Here is an 18,103-nt window from a genome sequence, read left to right on the forward strand (position 1 = left end):
AGCGAGGATGATCCGCCCATGCGCATACCACGAGAGGTCCGCTGGGTGCTGTGGGGGCTGTGGCTCGCGTGCGGGGTGTTCTCTCTCTGGTTCTTCGCTCAACTGATCACGCTCTTCCTGCGGGCCGAGTCCTGGTGACACGGGCGGACAGGAGCGCGAGGGAACATGCGGGAGTACGGGGGCCCGGTGGGGGCGCACCGTCTGACGTTCGAAGTCACTCGGCGAGGGTGAGTGAACGAAGGTCAGCGTCCAGCATGCGGATCAACTCACCGACCCGTCCGCCGCCACCCGGCGCCGTCGGGAAGCGTTCGAGCACCTCGACGACGCCCGGCGTCGCACGATGCAGCGTCTGTTCGAGATGGTCGGCACCAACGCTCCGATCGTCGTCGGCGACGAGTTCGACCGCTCTGGCCGCGTGAGCGCCGGCTCCGAGAATGTGCTTGACCTGGGTGGCCTTGGCCAGCGGATGCAGATAGGCGGCGCCTGCCGCGGACATCGCTGCCCGAGCCGCCTCGCGCGCGGCCGCAGTGTCCGCGCTCTTGGCTGCCTTGAGTGCCGCCCACGCTCTGTCGCGCAGATCCTTCCCTCGCTCACCGCCCCGAGCGAACTCCCACGCGGCGCCGATGGCGTCTCGAGGCCGCGAGTCGTCCGGCTGATCGCCCTCGAACACCTCGAGCACCACTTCCGCGCACGCTGCGGCGAACGCGGTGACCTCACGAAGATCCTGCTTGCTCAGAGCGATCTCGTTCACTTCCGCTGTCATGACTCCATCGTCGACCATCGCGCTGGCCGACGAGGCGGCTGGGGCGGCTCCGACCGGACCGGACGCCGGTGTGCGGGACCGTCCGGCCCGCCTCACCCCTTGAGGTCCCCGGGCCCCCAGTACGCCCGCATCGTGACGATGCGCCCCTCGTCGTCGACGACGAAGGTGTCGATCGGTTCGCAGGTGTACGTCCTGCCGCCGGTGCGCGAGACGACCCTGAAGTGGGCGGCGGCCTCGTTGCCGGCCACGCGCAGCGCCAGGAGTTCGGTGGTGCTGTCCATGGCGGCGGCCCGGTCGTAGAACTCCTCGAGCGCCTCGCGGCCCGCCCTGGGCCCGGTTCCCACCGGATCCTCGACGCTGCCGTGCTCCGCGTAGAGCGCGGCGATCTGCGCTCCGGTGCCCTTCGCTATCAGTTCCACGTAGCGCTCCACCACGCTCCGGGTCAGCTCCGGGGAGGACATGGCGCCCCTTTCGTCGTGTTCGCGCGGCGCGTCATCCGCGCGCCGTCGAGGTCCCCCGGGTGTCGTCCGCGTCGTCGCACTGGACGCGGATCCTCCCCTGGACGGCGGCCTCGCCGATCGCCCGCGCGAGCGCCCGGCATCCGGTGAACACCGTCCCCGGGCCGGCGGCGGCCGCGCGGCGTTCCGCGCAGGACGCCAGCGCGCCGGCGTGCCACTGCACGCTGGTCTGCTCCCAACTGCTCTTGCGCGCCTCCACCTCGGCCCCGCACGTGCCGCAGGTGACGGGCGCCATCGGCTCCTCCAGGAGCCGGTTGTCCTGCCGCACCGCCATCAGACCGGCCGGCTCTCGGCGGTGGCGTTCTGCTTGGCGATGTTCTGCTCGATCTCGGCCCGCCAGGCGGCGTTGGGTTTGGTGGTGTCGATCTCGTACTCGAACCGGTCGGTCATCTCCGCGCTCACGTCGGTGGAGTCGACGTAGAACTGCTCGTACCAGCGGCGCAGTTGGTAGACCGGGCCGTCCTCCTCGCAGAGCAGCGGGTTGTCGATCCGGGCCTTGTTCTTCCAGATCTCCACGTCCTGCTCGAAACCGATCTTGATGAACTCGCCCATCGTCCGCGCCACTTCCTCGGCCGCCTCGCCCAGGTGCGCGGCCTTGCGCACCACGATGCCGTACTGGAGCACGAACGAGTCGGAGGTGACCGGATAGTGGCAGTTGACCAGCACCGACTCCACGTCGCCGTCGGTGTAGTGGTAGGTCAGATCGTCGATCATGAACGACGGACCGTGGTAGGTGGCGACGGAGGTCTGGCCCAGCACCTTGGGGGCGCCGCTGCCCTCGGCCTGCGGCCGGCGCACGTCCTCGCGCGCCACGCCCTTCATGATCTGGGTCGCGGTGTGGCCCTCGAAGATGTTCTTGAAGTACGTGGGGAACGAGTAGTGCACGTAGAAGAAGTGCGCCATGTCGACCACGTTGTCGACGATCTCACGGCAGTTGGCGCCGTCGATCGTGACGGAGTACCAGGACCAGTCCGTCCACTCGTCGCTCGTCGCGCCCTCGATCCGCGGGACCGTCACCCCGTCCGGCGGCGGGTTGCCCTCCGGGTCGTTCCAGACGAACAGCAGGCCGTCCTGCTGGAGCGTGGGGAACGACGCGGTGCGGGCGCGCATCGGGACCCGGCGGGCGTAGGGGATGCGGGCGCAGCGCCCGTCGCCGCTCCAGCGCCAGGCGTGGAACGGGCAGGCGACGTCGTCGCCCTCGACCGTGCCCCGGGACAGGTCGCCGCCCATGTGGCGGCAGTAGGCGTCGAGCACGTTGAGCCGGCCGTCGGCCGAGGCCCAGACGACCAGTTTCTGCCCGAAGGCGCGCACCGTGTGCGGCTTGCCGTCGGTGAAGTCCCGGGCGAGTCCCAGACAGTGCCAGCCACGGGCGAAACGCGCGGGCACGGAGTCCGCCTCGATCGTGCGGACCTCGTCTGCGGTGGTCATCTGTGGCCTTCCCTTCCGCCGATGCTGTGCTCGGCCGGCTCTGTGGATGGGGTGTTCGTCGGCCCGTCGTCACCGTGAACGTACGGGCTGTCGCGATGCGGCCGGATCCCCGGTCCCACTCAGCGGTACCGCGGGTTCCTCCGGGCGCGGGCCCGTTCCACCGGGGCTCGGCCCGCCGGCCCCGGCTCCCTGCTCGCGGCGCGCGATTTGCGGGTCGCGGCCCGCGGGTCACGGGTCACGGGTCGCGGGTCGCGGGTCACGGGTCACGGGTCGCGGGTCGCGGGTCGCGGGTCGCGGGTCAGCCGATCATGTGTTTGGCGGCCAGCGCCCCGAACACCATCGCCGTGCCGATCGGGATGCCCGGCCCCGGGTAGAACGCCCCGGTGAACGACGCGCTGGTGTTGCCGGCCGCGTACAGTCCGGCGACGGGTGTGCCGTCCGCCCGCAGGACCCGCCCCGACACGTCGGTGACCAGACCGCCCTTGGTTCCCAGGTCCGACAGCACCAGCTTCGCCGCGTAGTACGGCGCCTTGCGGACGGGCCGGAGCACCGGCTCGCCGAACCAGTGACCGAACTCGTCCGCCTCGCGGTCGAACTCCTCGTCGTGGCCGCTGTCGGCGAAGCCGTTGAACCGCTCGACGGTCGCCGTCAGGGCGGCCGCCGGCACGCCGATGAGACCGGCCAGTTCCTCCAGGGAGTCGGCCCTGACCAGGGTGCCGGCGGCGAGGTGGCCGGCCGGCTCCCCCCACGGCGGCAGCGTGACCGCCGGGAGCCGCCCGCCGGTCACGTCGTCGAAGACGACGTAGGAGGGCAACCGGCCCGGTGCGGCGGCCATCTCCCGTCCGAACCGGTCGTAGGGCAGGGACTCGTTGGCGTAGCGCGAGCCGTGCTCGTCGACGACGAGGCCGCCGAAGAAGCCGCAGACGAACGCCGGTCCACCGTCGGGCATGGTGACGCCCGGGCACCACCAGCCCTCGTGCATCAGGTCGGTGGCCGCGCCGAGTTCCACCGCGGCGGCGATGGGCTCACCGGTGTTGGTGCCGGCCGGGGCCATGGACTGCGCGGCGCCGCCCGGGACCGCGTGGGCGCCGCGCAGCCGCTCGTCGTGCTCGAACCCGCCCGCGGCCAGCAGCACGCCCCGGCGCGCCCCGATCCGGACCCGGCGGCCCCCGCGGGTGGCGGCGACTCCGGTCACCCGGCCGTCGGCGGCCACGAGCTCGTCCATGCGGGTCCCGGTGCGGACGGCGCCGTGGCCGGTGCGGTCGTACGCCAGCAGCAGGCGGCCGATCAGCGCGCGTCCGCCGGTCAGCGGAGCCGACTCGTCGTGGCCCTGGCCGGTCCGGTCGCGGTCCACCGGCGGACGCACCAGGGAGATCAGGTCGCCCAGCTCCCCGGGGTCGAGGTCCACGGGGACGAAGGAGCGGCCTCCCGGGACCCGGCCGGGCCGCTCGTAGTAGTCGGGGAAGACCCGGAACTCGAACTCGACGGCCGGGTCCCGCTCCAGTTCGCGGACCAGGACGGGCGCCTCGGCGAGGAACGCGTCCTGCTTGTCCGCGCTGCCGTCGCCCAGCAGCGCGCGCAGGTAGGTGCGGGCCGCCTCGGTGCTGTCGCCGACTCCGTGGCGTTCCTGCACCTGCGAGCCGGGGAGCCAGAGGGCGGCTCCGGAGTAGGCGGACATGCCCCCCAGCCGGCTCGTCTTCTCCACCACGACGGTCGAAAGGCCCGCGCGGGCGGCCAGCAGGGCGGCGGTGAGCGCCCCGCCCCCGGATCCCACGACCACGACGTCGTACTCCTCGTCCCACTCCTGCGTCACGCCCGACCTCCCGCGGTTCGCCGATGTCGGGCGTCAGGAAACCCCAGTCGCGGCCGGGCGCCTCCGCCCGGTCCCACTGAGCGGTACGCGGCCGTGCGCGGGACGGCCCGAAGCTCTCTGATGGGGTCCGCGGGCGCCCGCGGCGTCCCCGTCCCGCGCCCCGGAAGGCCGCTCCCGCGGTCCGCCGGCCGGGCCGGACGGGTCCCGCCGTCGTGTTCCCGCCCGGGGCGGGAGGAACGCCGGCGGAACCGACGGGTGCGCCGGCGGACGCGATCACGAGCCCGAGGGGGAAGCCCGTGCCCAGAGTCGCCGAGGACCGGCCGGCGGCCGAGCCGCAGTCACCCGGCCAGAAGGCCCGCTACCGGCGCATCCTCGCGGCCGCGGCGCGGCTCGGCGCCGAACGCGGCCTCGAACACGTCCAGATGCAGGACGTCGCCAGGGAGGCCGCCGTCGCCATCGCCACGCTCTACCGCTACTTCCCCTCCAAGACCCACCTCTTCACCGCCATCATGGCCGACCAGGTCGACCACATGGACGACCCCTCACCGCGGATCGCCGCTGCCGAGGACCCCGTCGACGCCGTCGCCGAGACGCTTCTGCGCTCCACCCGCCACATGCTGCGCACCCCCCTGCTCTCCAGCGCCATCATGCAGAGCAACTACGCCGCCCACACGGCCACCGTCAGCGAGGCCGCCGCCATCGAGGCCAGGGTCCACCGCACCGTCCTCACCCTCCTCGGCCTCGAACACCCCACCGACCGCGACAACCGCCTCGTGCGCCTGCTGATGAAGAGCTGGCACGGCGTGCTGGTCTCCGTTATCTACGGCCACACCACCGCCGCCGAGGCGGAGACCGAGATCCGGCTCGCCTGCGCGGTCCTCCTCGGCGGCCGCTCCGGCGCGCCCGCGCGCTGACCCCGCGTGCGGACGCTTCGGGACCCTCCCGGTCACCGGGACGGGCCGGGCCCGCCGCCTTCCACGTGGCTACGGTCGCGCCTGCCCGGCCGACCCGGTCGGGCAGGGAAGCGGACGACGGCTCCCGGGCCGCGGCCGGCCCCGGAAACGGCGGCCGGCGGGCCGGAGCCCGGCAGGGGAAGGCGGACCATGGACATCGGAAATCCGGTGGACTTCACCGGGCGAGTGGTGGTGGTGACGGGGGGCACGAAGGGCATCGGCTTCGCCATCGCCGAGGCGTTCCTCGGCGCGGGGGCGGACGTCGTGGTCTGCGGCCGGGGCGAGCCCCCGTCGCCGCCCTCCGCACTCGGCCGCCGGGCGGTGTTCCTCGCCGCCGACGTGCGCGACCCCGAGGCCGCGAGCGGGCTGATCGACGCGACGGTCGCCCGGTTCGGGCGTCTGGACGTGCTCGTCAACAACGCGGGCGGCTCCCCCGACGCCGACGCGGCGACCGTCTCGCCGCGGTTCGTCGAGAAGATCGTCGCGCTGAACCTGCTGGCGCCGTTCTACACGGCCCAGGCGGCGAACCGGGTCATGCGGACCCAGGACGAGGGCGGCTCGATCGTCAACATCGGCAGTGTCTCCGCGCACGATCCGCAGCCCGGCACCGCCGCGTACTCGGCCGCGAAGGCCGGACTGCTCGGCCTGACCCGGGCCCTGGCCCTGGAATGGGCGCCGAGGGTACGCGTCAACCACATCACCACCGGGCTGATCCGCACCGAGAGCGCCGCCTCCGTCTACGGCGAGGACGGCGGGGCCGCCGTGGCGGGGGTGCTCCCGATGGCGCGGATGGCGGTCCCGGAGGACATCGCCCGCACCTGCCTGTACCTGGCCGGCGGGCTGGCCTCCTACGTCAACGGGGCCGACGTGGCCGTGCACGGCGGCGGCGAGTTCCCCTCGCGCTACCTCGCGGCGAAGTCGGCCGGCGCCGGCTGACGGTCACGGCGCCGACCGACGGTCGCGGCCCCGGTGCGGCCGGGGCTCCCCGGCCGCACCGGGGCCGCCTCGGACCACCGGGACCACCACAGGCCACGGGCCACCGGGCCGTCGCGAGCCGCCGGGGCCCGGCCGTCGGCACGCCGGCCCGCGCCCGGCGCCGGCGGCCGGGCCTCAGACGAGGTTGTCCTCGACGGTCAGGCCCAGCGCGCCGCGGCCGTACATGGCCAGGGTGCGTTCGACGTCGTTGGCCACGTGCACGCTTCCGGCGTGCGCGTCGCGCCACGCCCGTTCGATCGGGCTGCCCCGCCGCAGCGACGTGCCGCCGGCCGTCTTGAACAGCAGGTCGATCGCGGCGATCGCGCGCTCGGTGCCGCGTACCTGGTCGCGTCGGGTCCGGAGCCTCAGTTCCATCGGGATGTCCCGGCCCTCGGCGGCGCGGACGGTCATCTCCCTGATGTTGTGGTCCATCTGGAGGATCGTCGCGTCGATCTCGCAGGCCGCCCGGGCGATGGCCACCTGGGCGTAGGGGTCCTCGGCGAACCGGCCGCCGCCCAGGCTCAGCCGGACGCGTTCCTTCGTCATCGAGACGTAGGAGTCGTAGCCGCCGGTCACCGCTCCGACGACCGGGGCGGTGACCGCGCTGGTGAACACGGCGGCGAAGGGCAACCGGTAGAGCGGCCCGGGGTTGATCCGCTGGCCGGGGCCCTTGAGCTGCGCCTGGTCGTAGTTGCGGATCACCCGGTGCCGGGGGACGAACGCCTGGTCGACCAGGATGTCGTTGCTGGCCGTGCCGCGCAGCCCGACGACGTCCCACGCCTCCTCGATCCGGTAGTCGGACCGGGGCACGAGCACGGTCAGGAAGTCGACGGGCCGGCCCTGGTCGCCGACGACCAGCGCCCCCAGCAGCGCCCAGCGGGCGTAGTGGCAGCCCGAGGAGAAGCTCCAGCGGCCGGTGAGCCGGTACCCGTCGTCCACGGGGGTGAGACGGCCCACCGGCGCGTACGCGGAGGAGACCAGGGTGTCCGGATCCGGGTCCCACACCTCGGTCTGGGCCGCTTCGGGGAAGAGCCCGAGCTGCCAGGGGTGCACGCCCAGCACGGAGGTGATCCAGCCGGTCGAGCAGCAGGCGGCCGAGATCGCCCGCACCACCTCGTAGAACTCGACCGGGTCGGCCTCCTGACCGCCGAACGGCCGGGGCTGGAGCATCCGGAAGACGCCTGCGTCGATCAGTTCGCCGACCGTCTCCTCCGGGACGCGCCCCGACTCGTCGGTGGTGCGGGCCCGCTCCGAGATGGCCGGGAGCAGGGCGCGCACCCTCTCGAGAACCGTGTTGCCCATGGTGCCGTCCTCCGTGTCCGTACTGGGTCGGGGTCCGCGGCCGGCCGGGCGGTGGCGGACCGGACGGGCCGCGCGGGCCGGACCGGCCGCGGGCCCGGTCATCGCGGCGATCCGTCCAGCTCGGTCTTGCTGACCTTGCCGGCGGCGTTGCGCGGGAAGGTCTCGACGATCACGACCTCCCGGGGGACCTTGAAGTTCGCCAGGCGTTCGCGGCAGAACCCGGCGAGTTCGGCGGGGGTCGCCGCGACGCCGGGGCGCAGGGTCACGAAGGCGCGTCCCACCTCCCCCAGCCGGGTGTCCGGGACGCCGATGACGGCGGCCTCCGAGACCGCGTCGTGCCGGCTGAGCAGTTGCTCGATCTCCGCCGGGTAGACGTTGAAGCCGCCGACGCAGAACATCTCCTTGGAGCGTCCGGTGACGATCAGGTTCCCGGCCTCGTCGAGGTGCCCGACGTCCCCGGTGGCCAGCCAGCCCCCGGCGTCGACGGCGGCGGCGGTCGCCCGCGGGTCGTCCAGGTAGCCGAGCATCACGTTGTAGCCGCGGACCAGGATCTCGCCGTCCCGTCCCGGGGGCAGTGGCCGGCGGTCGGGGTCGACGACGCGTACCTCCACCCCGTCGATGGGGCCGCCCGCGGTGCGGGCGATCGTCTCGTCGTCGTCCTCGGCGCGGCAGACCGTCACGGTCCCGCAGGACTCCGTGAGCCCGTAGGCGGTGACCACGACCGGGAACAGCTCGGCGCGGACGCGCCGGACCAGGGCGACCGGCACCACGGCGGCGCCGGTCACCGCCAGGCGCAGGGAGGACAGGTCGTGACGGTCCCGGCCGGGCGCGTCCAGCAGGGAGGTGTAGACCGTCGGCGGCCCCGGCAGGACGGTGATCGCCTCGTCCTGCACCAGGCGCAGGGTCTCGGCGACGTCGAAGACCGGTTGCAGGACCATGGTCGCCCCGCGCAGGAGGCAGGCGAGGACCCCGGCCTTGTAGCCGAAGCAGTGGAACATCGGGTTGATGATCAGGTAGCGGTCGGCGCCGGTGAGGCCGGTCCGCTCCGACCAGGCCCGGTAGGTCAGGACGTTCTGGCGGTGGGTGGTCATCGCGCCCTTGGGCCTGCCGGTCGTCCCGGAGGTGAACAGCACGTCCGACACGTCGTCCTCCCGCACCGCCGCCCACCTGGCGGACGCGTCGGCGGCGGGAACCGCGGCGCCGAGGCTCAGGAAGGACTCCCACGACGTGGCCCGCGCGCCGCCGTCCCGGCCGGCCAGGTCCACGACCCGGTCCAGCTCGGGGAGGTCCGGCACCGGGCGCTCCGGCCCGCCCCGTGCGCCGATCATGGTGAGGTAGTCGTTGCCGAGGAAGCCGTTCTCGACGAGCAGCAGCCGGGCCCGGCTCCGCTCCAGCACCCAGCGGGCCTCGTCGCCCTTGTACCGGGTGTTGACGGGGACGAGGGCGGCTCCCGCGCAGACCACGCCGAGCGCGGCCGTGATCCAGCGGACGCCGTTGGGCGCCCAAAGCGCCACCCGCTCGCCCCGCCTGATCCCCAGCGCCAGGAGCGACCTGGTGACCGCGGCCGCCTCCTCGGCGAGCCGGCGGTACGTCAGCCGGGTCCCGCCGTCCACCACGGCCTCCCGGTCGGGGAAGGCGCCGGCGGCATGGGCGAGGACGCCGGGGACGGTGGTCCTGGTGTCCGGCACGCCCCTCACTCCCCGGGCAGGAGGCGCTGGGATGCCTCGTGGGCGCCGAGGACGAGCTCCGCGCGGTTCAGGGCGGCGCTGCGCCTCGTCGCGGCCGCCCCGTTCCCGCCGGCCACCCACACGGGTCCGTCCGCGAGGTGTTCCAGTCCTTCGCGGGCGACGTCGTCGGGCTCGGCGACGTTCAGCCCGGGCAGGTCCATCCGCAGGCCCGCCCGCTCCATCGCCGGGGTGCGGGTCACCCCGAGGACGAGTTCCAGTACGTGCACTCCGTACGGCCGCAGCTCCAGCCACAGCCCCTCGGCGAACACCCGGCTGAAGGCCTTCACGCCGGAGTAGACGCTCAGCCGGGCCTGGCCCATGTAGCCCGACAGCGAGCCGACCAGCATGATGCCGCCCCGGCGGCGCTCCTTCATCAGCGCGCCGAAGTGGTGGGTGAGGGCGAGCTGGGCGGTGATGTTGAGGTCGATCACCCCGCGGACGCGGTCGAGGTCGCCGCCGACGAACTCGTGGCCGTAGGTGTTGGCGCCCGCGTTGAAGATCAGCAGCCCCACGTCGAGTCCGTCGGTCACGGCGCGGATCGACTTCAGCGCGCCGGCGTCGAGCAGGTCGAGCCGGAGGGTGCGCACCTCGACGCCCTTGGCGCGGACCTCGGCCGCCGTCTGCTCCAGGGGTCCCGGCTTGCGGGCGATGAGCACCAGGTTGACACCGGCCTCGGCGAGCCGGTGGGCGAACCGGGCGCCCACCCCCTCGGACCCGCCGGCGACGACCGCCCACGGGCCGTACACGTCCTTGTCGATCATCGGCTTCCTTTCTGCGGACGGCTTCAGCGGGCGGTGGCCGCGTTCTGCGTGCCGGTGGTGTCGAGGGCGGAGACGCCGTACGCGGCGAAGGTGCGGTACGGGTCGCGCCCGGCGAAGTAGGGCGTCAGCCGGGACTCCAGCTCCTCCGGCGTGAAGACGCCGTCCGCCGCGGTGAACTTCTCCTCGACGGTGGGGGGCGCGAGCAGGGCGACCATGTCGCCGTAGACGACGAAGACCTGACCGCTGATCTCGTCCGCCGCCGGGGAGGCGAGGTAGCCGACGAAGGTGGCGACCCGTTCGGGGGCCATGATGTCCAGTCCGCCCTCGGGGGTGTTCCCGGTGCTGAACGCGTCCTGCGTCATGGCGGTGCGGGCGCGCGGGCAGATGGCGTTGGCGCGCACTCCGTAGCGGGCCAGTCCCTGCGCGGTCGCCAGGGTGAGCGCGGTGATGCCCGCCTTGGCCGCCGAGTAGTTCGGCTGGCCGGGCGCGCCGAAGAGGAAGGCCTCGGACGAGGTGTTGACGACGCGCCCGTAGACCGGGCCGCCCGCCGCCTTGCTCGCCGCCCGCCAGTGCGCCGCCGCGGCGCGGGTGACGGCGGCGTGTCCCTTCAGGTGGATGCGGATGACGTCGTCCCAGTCGGACTCGCTGAGGTTGAACACCATCTTGTCGCGCAGGATCCCCGCGTTGTTGACGACGATGTCCAGGCTGCCGAAGGTCTCCAGGGCGGTGAGCACCAGGCGGTCGCCCATGGACCAGTCGCCTATGTCCCCGACCACGGCGACCGCGTCGCGGCCCAGGGCCTTGATCTCCGCGACGACGTCCTCCGCGGCCGGTCCCATGTCGTTGACGACGACGTTGGCGCCGCGGGCGGCCAGCGCCAGCGCCTCGCTGCGGCCCAGGCCGGCGCCGGCGCCGGTGACGACGGCGGTGCGTCCCTCCAGGCTGATCCTCGAGCTCATGTTCCCTCTTTCTCTCCGGTCCCGCCCGGCGGCGCGTTCCGGTCCTGCCGGGCGGATGTGACGCCCGCGAAACTAGTACGAATTCTGGTTTTGCCCCGGGGGCTGTCCCGCTGAGTGGTGACGACCCCCGCCCCGCACGGACCGGCCGCCCGCACGGAGCGGGACTTCGCGCCCGCCCCGGCCTCCGCGTCGGCCGGGGGCTGTCGTACGGCCCCGGCCCGCGCGCACCCGCGTGGACGCGCGGACCGGGCGCCCGCGCACCGGCCCTCCCGCGGGGCCGGACCTCCGACCCGCACCGGGCCTCCCGCGGGGCCGGACCTCCGACCCGCACCGGGCCTCCCTCGGGTACCGGGCCCCTCACCACGCCGGTCCGCGCGCACGGACCGGTGCCCTCACTCGCGCCGACCCGCCTACGCGAAGCGGACCGACACCGAGCCGAGCCCGTCGAACTCCGCGCGGAAGTCGTCCCCGGGGCGGGCGTCGACGGCCGCGGTGCACGAACCCGGCAGGATCACGTGCCCGGCCTCCAGCCGGACGCCGAACCCCGCGACCTTCCGGGCCAGCCACGCCACCGCGGCCGTCGGATCGCCCAGCACCGCGCTGGTGTTGCCGCGGGCGATCTCCTCGCCGCCGCGGTACAGCACGGCGCCGATGTCGGCGAGGTCCACTTCGCCGGGGCTCACCCGGGTGGCGCCGAGGACGACGCCGGCGGAGGAGGCGTTGTCGGCGATGGTGTCCGCGAGCGCGATCCGCCAGTCGGTGATCCGGCTGTCGATGAGCTCGACGGAGGCGACGACGTACTCGGTGGCTGCGATGACGTCCTTCTCGGTGCAGCCCTCGCCGGGCAGGCTCTCGCCGAGCACGTAGCCCATCTCGACCTCGATGCGCGGGAAGCAGTACCGGCTCGTGTCCACCGGGGTGTGCTCGGACAGGACCATGTCCGAGAGCAGGTGTCCGTAGTCGGGCTCGTCCACGCCCATCATCCGCTGCATGACCTCGGAGGACAGCCCCACCTTGTGGCCGCGCACCGACACACCGGGCCGGGTCAGTCTCCGGCGGATGTTGCGCAGCTGGATCTCGTAGGCGTCGACGACGTCGATGCCGGGGAACGCCCCGGTCAGCGGGTCGACGGGGACGCGGTCGCGCTCCGCGTTCCACAACAGGTCGGCGGCCTCGGCGCGCTGTGACGCGTCAAGCATCGGGGACTCTCCTTCTGCGGTCGGGATCCGCCGGCGCCCGGCGGTCGGGGCGGGTCACGGGCGGGCGGACCGGAAGCGCGCCCGGCCGCCGGAGACTGCCGGGCGCCCGCCGGCCGAGGTCTCGAAGCGCAGGGCGCCCTCGCCGTCGTGCCAGCCGTCCACGGTGAGCCGTTCGCCGGGGTGCACCGGAGCGGTGAAGCGGCCTTCCAGCGCGACCAGGTCGGCGGGGTGGGCGTCCAGCGTCCGGGCCATCGGCAGGGTCGTGGCGGCGAGCGTGCACAGACCGTGCAGGAACGGTCTCGGCATGCCCGCCGCACGGGCCGCCGCCGGGTCGATGTGCATGGGGTGCCGGTCGCCGAGCAGCCGGTAGAGCGCCGCCTGTTCGGGGTGGGTGGTCACGGTCAGCCGGTGATCGGCGGGCGTCTCGGGCCGCCGAGGGGCGGCGGGCCCCCGCTCGCCGCCGAAACCGCCGCGCCCGGGGGCGAACAGCGACCACACCGCCACGAAGTGGTCGCTGACCACCTCGACGTCGAAGACGGCGGCGGAGCCCTTGTCCCACACCTCGCCGACCCGCGCGGTCATCGACACCTCGCCCGCTCTCGGCAGCGGCTCGCGCACGGTGAGGCGCTGGGCGCCGTGGACGGCGGTGGTGATGTCGAAGGCGCCCGCCGAGCCGAGGGCGTCGGGGGCCCACTGGGCCAGCGTCAGGGCGAACGTGGGCAGCACCCGCAGCCGCCGCTCGAAGACCAGGTCGAGATCGTCCGCCCGGGCCCCCACCGCGAGCGCGTACAGGATGGCGTCCCGCTCGGTGTAGGAGACGGTGCGCCTGCCGAGGTCGTGGCCGCGCCACGGGGACGCGGTCACCGGGCGGCCCCCAGGACCAGGCCGCTGGTCGGCACTCCGGTGCCGGCGGTGACGAGGACGTGGCCGACGTCCTCGGGCTGGTTCACGGAGGTGCCGCGGATCAGCCGGACGCCCTCGGCGACGCCGTTCATCCCGTGCAGGTACGCCTCGCCGAGCTGGCCGCCGTGGGTGTTGCACGGCAGCCGGCCGCCGAGCTCCAGGTGCCCGTCCGCGATGAAGTCCTTCGCCTCGCCCACCGGGCAGAATCCGAGTTCCTCCAGTTGCGGCAGCACCAGCGGGGTGAAGTGGTCGTAGAGGACGGCGGCGTCGATGTCGTCCGGGCGCAGGCCGCTCTGCGCGTACAGTTGCCGTCCCACCAGGCCCATCTCCGGGATGCCGGTGATCCTCGGCCGGTAGTAGCTGGTCATCATGTGCTGGTCCGCCCCCAGGCCCTGGGCCGCCGCGCGGATCACCGCGGGCGGGTGGGGCAGGTCGCGGGCGCGTTCGGCGGAGACGATCACCAGGGCCTGGCCGCCGTCGGTCTCCTGGCAGCAGTCCAGCAGGCGCAGCGGTTCGGCGATCCAGCGTGAACTCTGGTGGTCGGCCAGGGTGATGGGTCGTCCGTAGAACCAGGCCGCCGGGTTGTTCGCCGCGTGCGCGCGGTCCACGACGGCGACCCGGCCGAAGTCCTCGCTGCTCGCGCCGTACTCGTGCATGTAGCGGCGGGCGAACATGGCGACCCACTGGGCGGGCGTGTTCAGGCCGAACGGGGTCATCCAGGCGTACGCGGCGCGGTCGGCGCTGGTGTCCATGGCACGGTCGGCCTGGCCGAGGCCGTAGCGTTCGCCGGAGCGCTCGTTGAAGGCGCGGTAGCAGACGACCACCTGGGCGGCGCCGGTGGCGACGGCCATGGCGGCCTGCTGCACGGTGCCGCAGCCGGCGCCGCCGCCGTAGCCGACGCGGGAGAAGAACGTCACCTCGCCCATGCCCGTGTTGCGGGCCACGTGGATCTCGGAGTTCGTCTCGGCGGTGAAGGTGACCAGGCCGTCGACGTCGGCGGGGGTCAGCCCGGCGTCGGCGAGCGCCGCGAGGACGGCCTCGCAGGCGAGCCGGAGTTCGCTGCGCCCGGAGTCCTTGGAGAACTCGGTGGCGCCGATGCCGACGACGGCGGCGCTGCCCGACAGGGCGCTCACGCTCATCGCGCGCCGCCCCCCTCGGGCAGGCACACGGCCACGGTCCCGGTCACATGGGCGCCCAGGCCGTTGACGCCCCTGACGGCGATCTCCACGCGCCGTCCGTCCTCGTCCTTCGCCGTCACCGTGCCGGTGAGCACCATGGTGTCGCCGGGGTGATTGGGTGCGCCGAGCCGGATCCGGATCGCCTTGACCACCGCGGCCGGGCCGGCCCAGGCGGTGACGTACCGGTCGACCAGGCCGTTGCTGGTCAGGATGTTCATGAAGATGTCCTTCGAGCCGCGCTCGCGGGCGAGTTCGGGGTCGTGGTGCACGTCCTGGTAGTCGCGGCTCGCCAGGGCGGTGGCGACGATGAAGGTCCGGGTCAGCGGGATCTCCAGGGGCGGGAGCGGGTCGCCGACCGCCACCTCGTCGTACGTCCGGGTCACCGGCGCCGTCATGAGGTCACCGCCTCGTGCGCCAGGACCTCGCCGAGCCGGGCCAGGTCGGCGCCGGCCCCGCCGAGGGTGGTGGAGATCTGCCGGCCCCACAGGAAGTGGCGGTGCACCGGGTAGTCGGTGTCCACCCCGATGCCGCCGTGCACGTGCTGCACGCGGTGGACGACGTCGGCCCCGCCCTCGTCCGCCCACCACTTGGCGACCAGGGCCGCCCGCCGGGTGTCCTGCCCGTCCGCCAGGGCGGTCACCGCCTGCCACAGCGTCACCCGCATCGCGTCGATGTCGATCCAGCAGTCGGCGAGCTGGTGCTGCACGGCCTGGAAGGTGGCCAGCGGACGGCCGAACTGCTCGCGTTCGGCCAGGTAGGAGGCCGCGTGGCGGAGCGCTCCCTGCGCCACGCCGAGTTGCAGCGCGGCCAGTGCCACGTTCGCCCGCTCGATGATCCACTCCACCGCTCCGGAGCCGGGCTCGCCGACCGCTTCGGCGGCGGCGCCGTCCAGGGTGAGGTGGGCGGCCAGGTCGTGGCTGGTGGTCTCGGCGGGCGTCCAGGTCACGCCCGGGGCCCGGGCCGGGACGAGGAAGAGGCCGGTGCCGCCCCGGGTGGCCGCCGTGACCAGGACGTGGCCGGCGCCCTCCGGCGAGGGGACCACGGCCTTCGTCCCGCTGATCCGCCATCCGGTCCCTTCGGGCACGGCCGTGGTCACCGGCCGGCAGGGATCGGCGGGGGCGAACTCCTCCAGTGCCAGGGTGAGCCGGGCGGTTCCGTCGGCGGCGCCGGTCAGCAGGGCCGCGCGCTGCGTCGCCGAGCCGTGCGCGGCGAGGGCCAGCGCGGCGAGGACGGCCGGCCAGACCGGCACGGGGGCCACCCGCCGGCCCTGCTCCTCCAGCACCACGCACAGCGCGGCCGGTCCCAGACCGGAGCCGCCGGCCTCCTCGGGCAGCGGGGCGGCGAGCAGCCCCGCCGCGGCCAGGTCGTTCCAGAGCCGGTCGTCGACGCGGGTCGCGGAGGTCTCGACCGTCCGCAGCCGCTCGGCGGTGGCGTGGTCGGTGAAGATCTCCCGCGCCAGGTCGCGTACGGTTTCGAGCTCTTCTCCCAGGGAGAAGTCCATCAGCGGTCCTCCGTAGCGGCGGGCCGGAACACCGGCAGGGAAAGGTCGTGGTCGGCGTCGAGCCAGTCGAGGACGACGGGCATGCCGATGGCGACGTCCTCGGGTGCGACACCGGTCAGGTCGGTGATGAGCCGGGTGCCCTCGGCCAGTTCGACGACGGCGACGACCAGCGGGTAGTCGAACGCCGGGTGCCTGGGGTGGTGGTTGACCACGTAGCTGTACACCCGGCCGTGGCCGGACGCCTCGGCGGTGTCCCACTCCAGGGAGCCGCAGTGCGGGCAGCAGGGGCCGGGCGGATGGCGCAGTACGCCGCAGGAGGCGCAGCGCTGGATCAGGAGCCGGTGCTCCTTGGCCGCCTCGAACCAGAAGGCGTTGTCCCGGTTGACGGCGGGCCGGGGACGCGGCGGGCGGGGCTCTGGCGGGCCGTCCGGCTCGGCGGGACGGAACCTGAGGGTGCGCCAGCGCTGGGTGGCGACTATTACGCCGTAATGGTCGCGGTAGGTCTTCAGGGTGGTGACGAAGCGGCCCGCGCCGAGCGCGGTCCGCTTCTCCTCGGAGATCGACTCCACGACCTCCTGCACGGAGATGTGGTCGCCGGGCACCAGTTCGCGGACGAACTCCAGTTCCGAGTCGGTCGCCACGACCGAGGTGTAGCCGCCCTCGTCGAGCAGTTCGACCAGTTCGTCGAAGCCGCCGCGGCCGGACGGCGGGCCGACGGTGGCGGCGTAGCCGCGCATCGTCCACGCCTGGACCATCGAGGCCGGGGCGACCACGCCGGCGCGTCCGGTGGCGCGGGCCGCGGCGTCGTCGGTGTAGACCGGGTTGGTGTCGCCCATCGCCTCGGCCCAGTGGCGGATCATCGGCCGGTTGACCGGGTCCTGGCCGGGGGAGGGCGCGGTCAGTTCGCGGCCGGTGAAGGACCGCAGCCGCCGCTCGTACTCCTCGCTCGCCGTGCTCACCGGCCCCGCCCCCCGCGGGGCAGGCCGAGGCCGTGGGTGGCCACCATGTCGCGCAGGACCTCGTTGACGCCGCCGCCGAAGGTGTTCACGATGCCCTGGCGGGAGAGCTGCTCGACCTGGCCGGCCAGCACCGCGCCGGGCGACCCGGGCCGGATCCGGCCCGCCGCTCCCAGGATCCGGCTCAGGGTCCGCTGGACGTCGATGTGGGTCTCGGTGCCGTACGTCTTGGCCGCGCCGGCGTCCGCGCCGGTCAGCCGGCCACGGGCGACGGCGTCGGTCATCTTCCAGTTCATCAGGCGCATCGCCTCCAGCCGGGCGTGGGTGCGGGCGAACTCCTGGCGGACCCAGGGCTGTTCGATGGCGCCGTTGTCCTTGGCCCACTCCAGCACCCGCTCCCAGAGCTGGATCATCCGGCCGCCCAGGGCCGCCAGGCCGATGCGCTCGTGGTTGAGCTGTGCCGTCATCAGCCGCCAGCCGCCGTTCACCTCGCCCACCACGTCCCCGGCCGGCACCCGGACGCCGCTGTAGTAGGTGGCGGTGACGATCAAGCCGCCCACGGTCCGGATGGGGCTCCAGGAGAAGCCCTCGGCGCCGGTGGGAACGGTGAGGATGGAGATGCCGCGGTGCTTCGGGGCGTCGGGGTCGGTGCGGGCGGCGAGCCAGATGTAGTCGGCGGTGTTGGCGCCGCTGGTGAAGATCTTGGCGCCGTCGACGACGAACTCGTCGCCGTCCCGCACCGCCCGGGTGGTGAGCGAGGCCAGGTCCGTGCCGGCGGCCGGCTCGGTGTAGCCGATCGCGAAGACGATCTCGCCGGAGAGGATGCCGGGCAGGAACCGCTTCTTCTGCTCCTCGGTCCCGTACTCCATGAGCGTGGGCCCGACCGTGTTGACGGTGACGAACGGGAAGGGCAGGCCGGCCCGCTGGACCTCGTCGAAGAACACGTACTGGTCCTCCACGGGCCGGCCCTGGCCGCCGTACTCCTCGGGCCAGCCGATGCCGAGCAGCCCGTCGGCGCCGAGCCGGGCCACGATCTCCCGGAAACGGGACCCGCCCACCCCCTCCTCGCCCGCCCGGCGGCGTTCGTCCTCGGGCAGCAGGCCCGAGAAGTACGCCCTGAGCTCCTGGCGCAGTTCGCGCTGCGCGGCGCTCTCGCGCAGTTGCATG

The 18,103-nt window shown here is 73.8% G+C and carries 18 protein-coding genes; 2 read left to right on the top strand and 16 right to left on the bottom strand.

Annotated elements, in window-relative coordinates; all coding sequences use genetic code 11:
- Positions 1-214 precede the first annotated feature (214 nt).
- From ACF061_RS34470 to ACF061_RS34490, 5 genes are all read right to left on the bottom strand, one after another.
- Positions 215-763, bottom strand: a complete 549-nt coding sequence (locus tag ACF061_RS34470) for a putative immunity protein (RefSeq protein ID WP_392270951.1) — start codon at positions 761-763, stop codon at positions 215-217.
- Positions 764-855: 92 nt separating this feature from the next.
- Entirely contained in the window at positions 856-1,224 is a 369-nt protein-coding gene (locus ACF061_RS34475; protein WP_392270952.1) for a nuclear transport factor 2 family protein, read from the bottom strand.
- Positions 1,225-1,255: 31 nt separating this feature from the next.
- Entirely contained in the window at positions 1,256-1,555 is a 300-nt protein-coding gene (locus ACF061_RS34480; protein WP_392270953.1) for a ferredoxin, read from the bottom strand.
- Positions 1,555-2,709: a Rieske 2Fe-2S domain-containing protein gene (locus ACF061_RS34485; protein ID WP_392270954.1), complete on the bottom strand. Its 1,155-nt coding sequence runs from the start codon at positions 2,707-2,709 to the stop codon at positions 1,555-1,557. The genes ACF061_RS34480 and ACF061_RS34485 overlap by 1 nt, the downstream gene beginning before the upstream one ends.
- Positions 2,710-3,007: 298 nt before the next feature.
- Entirely contained in the window at positions 3,008-4,522 is a 1,515-nt protein-coding gene (locus tag ACF061_RS34490) for an FAD-binding protein (protein ID WP_392270955.1), read from the bottom strand.
- A 296-nt stretch (positions 4,523-4,818) separates the two neighbouring features.
- Here ACF061_RS34490 and ACF061_RS34495 point away from each other — a divergent pair, with 296 nt between their 5' ends.
- Positions 4,819-5,436, top strand: a complete 618-nt coding sequence (locus tag ACF061_RS34495; protein WP_392270956.1) for a TetR family transcriptional regulator — start codon at positions 4,819-4,821, stop codon at positions 5,434-5,436.
- A 189-nt stretch (positions 5,437-5,625) separates the two neighbouring features.
- A complete protein-coding gene (locus ACF061_RS34500) occupies positions 5,626-6,411 on the top strand; it encodes an SDR family oxidoreductase (protein ID WP_392270957.1) in 786 nt (261 codons plus the stop codon).
- 174 nt (positions 6,412-6,585) lie between these two features.
- On the opposite strand, the gene hsaA is transcribed toward ACF061_RS34500, so the two are convergent.
- The 11 genes from hsaA to ACF061_RS34555 all read right to left on the bottom strand — a co-directional run bounded on the left by hsaA (position 6,586) and on the right by ACF061_RS34555 (position 18,102).
- Complete coding sequence (hsaA, locus tag ACF061_RS34505; RefSeq protein ID WP_392270958.1) at positions 6,586-7,752, bottom strand: 3-hydroxy-9,10-secoandrosta-1,3,5(10)-triene-9,17-dione monooxygenase oxygenase subunit; 1,167 nt, start codon at positions 7,750-7,752, stop codon at positions 6,586-6,588.
- Positions 7,753-7,850: 98 nt separating this feature from the next.
- Positions 7,851-9,440 carry a FadD3 family acyl-CoA ligase gene (locus tag ACF061_RS34510; RefSeq protein ID WP_392270959.1) on the bottom strand — a complete coding sequence of 530 codons (1,590 nt, stop codon included), beginning with the start codon at positions 9,438-9,440 and terminating at the stop codon, positions 7,851-7,853.
- Between the two features lie 5 nt (positions 9,441-9,445).
- Positions 9,446-10,240 (bottom strand): SDR family NAD(P)-dependent oxidoreductase, encoded by a 795-nt coding sequence (locus ACF061_RS34515; protein ID WP_392270960.1) that lies wholly within the window; start codon positions 10,238-10,240, stop codon positions 9,446-9,448.
- Positions 10,241-10,263: 23 nt separating this feature from the next.
- Positions 10,264-11,199: a 3-oxoacyl-ACP reductase gene (locus ACF061_RS34520; RefSeq protein WP_392270961.1), complete on the bottom strand. Its 936-nt coding sequence runs from the start codon at positions 11,197-11,199 to the stop codon at positions 10,264-10,266.
- Between the two features lie 410 nt (positions 11,200-11,609).
- Positions 11,610-12,398: a 2-keto-4-pentenoate hydratase gene (locus tag ACF061_RS34525; protein ID WP_392270962.1), complete on the bottom strand. Its 789-nt coding sequence runs from the start codon at positions 12,396-12,398 to the stop codon at positions 11,610-11,612.
- Positions 12,399-12,452: 54 nt separating this feature from the next.
- The gene (locus ACF061_RS34530; RefSeq protein WP_392270963.1) at positions 12,453-13,262 is read right to left on the bottom strand and encodes a MaoC/PaaZ C-terminal domain-containing protein; all 810 of its coding nucleotides are present in this window, start codon (positions 13,260-13,262) and stop codon (positions 12,453-12,455) included.
- The gene (locus tag ACF061_RS34535; RefSeq protein ID WP_392270964.1) at positions 13,259-14,440 is read right to left on the bottom strand and encodes a lipid-transfer protein; all 1,182 of its coding nucleotides are present in this window, start codon (positions 14,438-14,440) and stop codon (positions 13,259-13,261) included. The genes ACF061_RS34530 and ACF061_RS34535 overlap by 4 nt, the downstream gene beginning before the upstream one ends.
- On the bottom strand, positions 14,437-14,874 hold the full coding sequence (locus ACF061_RS34540) for a MaoC family dehydratase (RefSeq protein ID WP_392270965.1): 438 nt from the start codon (positions 14,872-14,874) through the stop codon (positions 14,437-14,439). Before ACF061_RS34540 ends, ACF061_RS34535 begins: the two co-directional genes overlap by 4 nt.
- Complete coding sequence (locus tag ACF061_RS34545) at positions 14,871-15,980, bottom strand: acyl-CoA dehydrogenase family protein (RefSeq protein ID WP_392270966.1); 1,110 nt, start codon at positions 15,978-15,980, stop codon at positions 14,871-14,873. Before ACF061_RS34545 ends, ACF061_RS34540 begins: the two co-directional genes overlap by 4 nt.
- A complete protein-coding gene (locus ACF061_RS34550; protein ID WP_392270967.1) occupies positions 15,980-16,939 on the bottom strand; it encodes a bifunctional MaoC family dehydratase N-terminal/OB-fold nucleic acid binding domain-containing protein in 960 nt (319 codons plus the stop codon). The genes ACF061_RS34545 and ACF061_RS34550 overlap by 1 nt, the downstream gene beginning before the upstream one ends.
- Positions 16,936-18,102, bottom strand: coding sequence for an acyl-CoA dehydrogenase family protein (locus tag ACF061_RS34555; RefSeq protein ID WP_392270968.1), 1,167 nt, complete (start codon positions 18,100-18,102; stop codon positions 16,936-16,938). The genes ACF061_RS34550 and ACF061_RS34555 overlap by 4 nt, the downstream gene beginning before the upstream one ends.
- Position 18,103 lies beyond the last annotated feature (1 nt).

The organism is Streptomyces sp. NPDC015220 (assembly GCF_043079345.1).
GTDB lineage: Bacteria > Actinomycetota > Actinomycetes > Streptomycetales > Streptomycetaceae > Streptomyces.

Bases quoted from the DNA above. Each gene is read 5' to 3' on its own strand.
- ACF061_RS34520 (WP_392270961.1), bottom strand. From the start codon at position 11,199: ATGAGCTCGAGGATCAGCCTGGAGGGACGCACCGCCGTCGTCACCGGC.
- ACF061_RS34470 (WP_392270951.1), bottom strand. From the start codon at position 763: ATGACAGCGGAAGTGAACGAGATCGCTCTGAGCAAGCAGGATCTTCGT.
- ACF061_RS34555 (WP_392270968.1), bottom strand. From the start codon at position 18,102: ATGCAACTGCGCGAGAGCGCCGCGCAGCGCGAACTGCGCCAGGAGCTC.
- ACF061_RS34500 (WP_392270957.1), top strand. From the start codon at position 5,626: ATGGACATCGGAAATCCGGTGGACTTCACCGGGCGAGTGGTGGTGGTG.
- ACF061_RS34535 (WP_392270964.1), bottom strand. From the start codon at position 14,440: ATGAGCGTGAGCGCCCTGTCGGGCAGCGCCGCCGTCGTCGGCATCGGC.
- ACF061_RS34515 (WP_392270960.1), bottom strand. From the start codon at position 10,240: ATGATCGACAAGGACGTGTACGGCCCGTGGGCGGTCGTCGCCGGCGGG.
- ACF061_RS34540 (WP_392270965.1), bottom strand. From the start codon at position 14,874: ATGACGGCGCCGGTGACCCGGACGTACGACGAGGTGGCGGTCGGCGAC.
- ACF061_RS34475 (WP_392270952.1), bottom strand. From the start codon at position 1,224: ATGTCCTCCCCGGAGCTGACCCGGAGCGTGGTGGAGCGCTACGTGGAA.
- ACF061_RS34545 (WP_392270966.1), bottom strand. From the start codon at position 15,980: ATGGACTTCTCCCTGGGAGAAGAGCTCGAAACCGTACGCGACCTGGCG.
- ACF061_RS34525 (WP_392270962.1), bottom strand. From the start codon at position 12,398: ATGCTTGACGCGTCACAGCGCGCCGAGGCCGCCGACCTGTTGTGGAAC.
- ACF061_RS34480 (WP_392270953.1), bottom strand. From the start codon at position 1,555: ATGGCGGTGCGGCAGGACAACCGGCTCCTGGAGGAGCCGATGGCGCCC.
- ACF061_RS34485 (WP_392270954.1), bottom strand. From the start codon at position 2,709: ATGACCACCGCAGACGAGGTCCGCACGATCGAGGCGGACTCCGTGCCC.
- hsaA (WP_392270958.1), bottom strand. From the start codon at position 7,752: ATGGGCAACACGGTTCTCGAGAGGGTGCGCGCCCTGCTCCCGGCCATC.